The organism is Okeania sp. (assembly GCF_983059655.1).
In genome coordinates, this window is sequence record NZ_CEZPJD010000665.1 from 1 (window position 1) to 4,491 (window position 4,491).

The window sequence follows — 4,491 nt, forward strand, 5'->3', positions numbered from 1 at the left end:
CAGTTAAAGGTAGAGGTAAAATGCTCACCTATTGGTTGTTAGGAAAAAAGTAATTAGGTAAGCATTCAGCTATTAGCCGTCAGCTATCAGCAATAAGACTTTGTGCTTAAGGACGGGGTTGAAATCAATACAGACTTTGGAGCTGACTTTTGTAGTAAGATTTTTCGTTTCTCAATTAATAAAGCTTTTATCACTCATTAAAAGCAATAGCTGATAGCTGATAGCTGACCGCTGAATGCTTACGTAATTAGAATTCAAAAGTCAAAAATCAAAAGTCAAAAGTCAAAAGTTAGAACTTAAAATTCAAAAGTCAAAAGTCAAAAATCAAAAGTTAGAACTTAAAATTCAAAATTTATAAGTAAGAATAAATGGCTTAAACACCAGTTTTTAGTGAGGGCTGAAATTTTTGGGATAATATAATTGGAATAATATAATTTATTTTTCAAACAGATGATTATAGATAGAAATTACAGCAGATTCCACTAAGCGTGAGGTACACCAGTCGCGGGCAAGATGCCCGCACTACAAATATTTAATTGTTAATTTCTGTACTTCATATACCACCAAATCTGCTGTATATAGCAGTCGAGGCAAAGGACGCTTCAATAATTAATAATTAATAATTAATAATTAACAATTACCTCTCCTTGAAAAGAAGAGGATTGACTCAAAGGATTTTTTTTATTGTTTCCCCTTTAAAGGAGAGGCTTTAAACCTTAATTATTTGGTAAATATCAACAATTTAAAACTCAGAAAAAACCATATTTTTCCTTACTTTTTTCTTCTTCCTTATTCCTTATTCCTTATTCCTTATTCTCAACAGTTCAAAACTTCAGAAAAAACTAGATTTTTCCTTACTTTTTTCGTAAGCATTCAGCCATCAGCTATCAGCTATTGCTTTTAGTTTAGGAGAAAAGCAATATTTAATTGTTTTACTAAAAAAGTTGCCTCCCTTGCCCTTAAAGTCTATTTTAATTTAAACACTGTATTTAAAAAAAACACTCTTGTTGCTGAAGTGCTGACTGCTAATAGCTGAATGCTTACATTTTTTCTTCTTCCCTCTTCCTTCTTCCCTCTTCCTTCTTCCTTCTTACTTCTTCCTTCTTACTTCTTCCTTCTTCTACTTTAAATTTGATAAATAAGTAGCCTTAGCGATCGCTTCTAATTTCATTCCTGGAGGATAACAACTTTCTGTTTTAATACGCTTAATTTCTGCTTCTGAAATCTTCAATTTTAAATATTTATTTATTGCTCGAACAATATCACCCCGGTCTATGATACCTGCCACTGCTCCTGCGGGCGAAAGAACAGTTATATGTTTTTGCTGATGAAATTCCATACTGTAAATAACTTCTACTAAACTAGCTTTCTCCGACACAGTAACTATTTGGTTTAGCGGACATATAATCATCCTTAAGGTTTGAGTATCCCAATAACTCCTTTCAATAAAATCAATAGCATCAGAAGAAACTAAACCAAGATAACGACCCTCACTAGCAGCAAAATAAATAGAAAATTTAGAACTTTTCAAAAAATATTTGTCTGAGAATTGACTCAAAGTCAAATTTGCATCTACCACACGAAAATCTCGCGTCATTGCTTCTACAGATTTAATTTTAATTAACACTTCTTGTAAATCAATTATCCGATGAGAAAATTTGGCATTACGCATAGCAAACCAACCAATTAAAGCCACCAAAAAACCACCATAATTCTGAGTTACTAAAACTAAAATCAACCCAAAAATAATTCCTAACCATCCTAAAACTTGACCACTTTTAGCTGCCCATCTTACCCCAACAAAACGACTACCAGTTATTTTCCAAATAGCAGCTTTTAATACTTGCCCGCCATCTAAAGGTAAACCAGGCATCAGATTAAAAATAGCTAAAATTAAATTAATTTCTGCTACCCGATTTATTAGTTCACCAACCAAGCTTGATGTGGAAAAAAAAAGGCTAGTTAAACCCAATAAAAAAAACAAAACTAAACTCACTAAAGGTCCAGCGATCGCCACTTGAAAAGCTTCTCCAGGAGTTCGATATTCTCGATCTATTCCAGAAATTCTACCAAATAAAAATAACCTGATAGAATTAACTTTAATTCCTTGAGATATAGCAACTAAACTATGAGCTAATTCATGTAATAATACAGAACAAAACATTAGTACAGCAATTACTAATCCAGCTCCAAAACCTAAAAACAATCCCCACTCTTGATAGTCTTGCCTATTAATATATATTATCCACAGTAAAATGACGAACCATGAAGAATCCAAAAATAAAGGGATACCAAATAAATTACCAATTCGCAAATCTGTCTGGATAATATTTATTGATTTTTTATTCAAAATTCTATGAATATTTGGGGCTGGATCTTTAGTGCTTCTCATGGATAGTTAGCCAGTAATACCTCTAGCAAAGTTTTTCTATGTTTTTCTATAGGGTACTCTATCGAAAAATTTCACACACTCAACTCAAGGGAAAATAAGCTGGCCAATTTTGATATTTGTACAGTTTTATATTTAGCTATTAGACGTCTCCAGAAAAGAGGGAATAGGGAATAGGGAATAGGGGGAAATAACTGATGATTTATGTACGATAACTGATTTTATTTTTTATTTTTGGATATATCTATTTAAACAGAATAATATTTGGACGTTGCTAATTTTAAGTATTAAATTTCTAAATTTATAATGTGTATTTCAGACCTATTTTCCCTCTTTAAGGTACGGAAAAAGAACCTTTTTAGCTCCTGAATCCTGAATTATGACTCCTGATGACTATAAAATTATACTTTTATTCACTAACGCCCATAATAATATAATGTCACTACTTTAATCTTATCAAAAGAACAGTTTAACTCCTGTAAGGAGCAACAAAATAAGAACAATTTTTTGAAAAATAACAGGATTCAGATACTTTGATAAAATAATCCCCGCACCAATTCCTAAACAAACACTGGGAACTCCGAAAAGAAATAACTTCCAAACTTCCGAAGTCAAATCGTGATTCAACCCATGAACAACAACAGCCAAAACCATGCTACAAATTCGGACACCTTGAATGTTGCTTTTAAATTCTTCAGGATTCCATCTACAAGAATTAGCGTACATAATTAGTGGCGGACCACAAGAATTATAAGCGCCTGAGAAGAAACCCGAGGTCAGACCTGCAAAATAACCCCACCCTCAAGCTTTGACCTCTGGCAAGCGAGGCGTAAACCAGCAGTATGCAACATAGAAAATGATGATCAAACCTAAGGAATCTAAAACAACTTGACTTTCGATACGATCGGATGTTATAACTCCAAAAGGTACTGCTATAAAAGAACAAATTGCAATTGGAATCACTTCTTGAAAATTACAGCTTTTTCTATAGTAGAAAAATAGAATAGAAGTAGCAATTGGCTGTAACAAAGCTATCAGCGCTATCGCAGTGTGGAAGTCTATTAGATTGATCAACAGAGATGTTCCCAATAATCCAAGTGCAAATCCAGAAATACCTCGCACCAGTCCAGCAATAAAAATAATCAGACAGAAAAGCAGGTTCTCTAGTAGCATTGTTTTGGATATTAATGTGCTGTTATGACTTTTATGACTAGAATAAATCAAGAAAAGCCTCCTGTCAATATGCCGAATTTTCTAGAATTGCCTGAGCGCACAAGTAAGCCTAGAAATACGGGAATTACTCATGTAATTGATCGTGGAATTGGTTTACGACAGGCACAGGATTTGCTAGAAACGGCTGCTAACTTTATTGATGTGATAAAACTAGGATGGGGAACCGGTTATTTGACTCAAAATCTGTCAGAAAAAATTAGCTTATATCAAAGTTTCGGCATTAAGCTGTGCTTTGGTGGAACATTATTTGAGGTGGCGGTACTTCAGAATAAATTTGATGAGTTTCGGAAATATCTTCAAAAATTAAATTTGAATTACGTTGAAGTCTCAACAGGTTCAATTAACCTTCCTCTTGATGAAAAATGTCGCTATATTGAAGCCTTAGCTAGAGATTTTGTTGTTTTATCCGAAGTGGGGAGTAAAGATCCAGAACAAGTACTTGCGCCTTATATTTGAATCAAAAATATTCAAGCTGAACTTGCAGCTGGCTCCTGGAAAGTCATCGCTGAAGCTCGTGAAAGTGGTACAGCAGGAATATATCGCAATAATGGAGAAGTTCGCTTTGGACTGATAGAAGAAATACTGACTCAAATAGACTTCAACGATCTGATCTTTGAAACACCAAAAAAAGCACAGCAAGTCTGGTCAATTAAAAAGTTCGGACATTTAGTAAACTTGGGAAATATTGCAGTGGATGATGTCATTTCTTTAGAAACTTTGAGACTGGGTTTGCGAAGTGACACGCTGGAAACTTTTCACAAGAGCAGTCAGAATAAGTCAATGTTTAATTTAATAGATAATTAAATTCAATGACACTAAATAAGAGGACAGATAGTATTTTTCATTTGGCAATTCCAACCCATGACTTA

The 4,491-nt window shown here is 33.6% G+C and carries 1 protein-coding gene and 2 pseudogenes; 1 reads left to right on the plus strand and 2 read right to left on the minus strand.

The window, feature by feature from the left end:
* Window positions 1-1,120 precede the first annotated feature (1,120 nt).
* Both AC3DU7_RS26225 and AC3DU7_RS26230 read right to left on the minus strand, forming a co-directional pair.
* Entirely contained in the window at window positions 1,121-2,326 is a 1,206-nt protein-coding gene (locus AC3DU7_RS26225) for a site-2 protease family protein (RefSeq protein WP_488042219.1), read from the minus strand.
* A 519-nt stretch (window positions 2,327-2,845) separates the two neighbouring features.
* Window positions 2,846-3,562, minus strand: a pseudogene (locus AC3DU7_RS26230) (sulfite exporter TauE/SafE family protein).
* Between the two features lie 69 nt (window positions 3,563-3,631).
* Between AC3DU7_RS26230 and AC3DU7_RS26235 the strand changes: the two are divergent.
* Window positions 3,632-4,426, plus strand: a pseudogene (locus tag AC3DU7_RS26235) (phosphosulfolactate synthase).
* The last annotated feature ends 65 nt before the right edge of the window (window positions 4,427-4,491 follow it).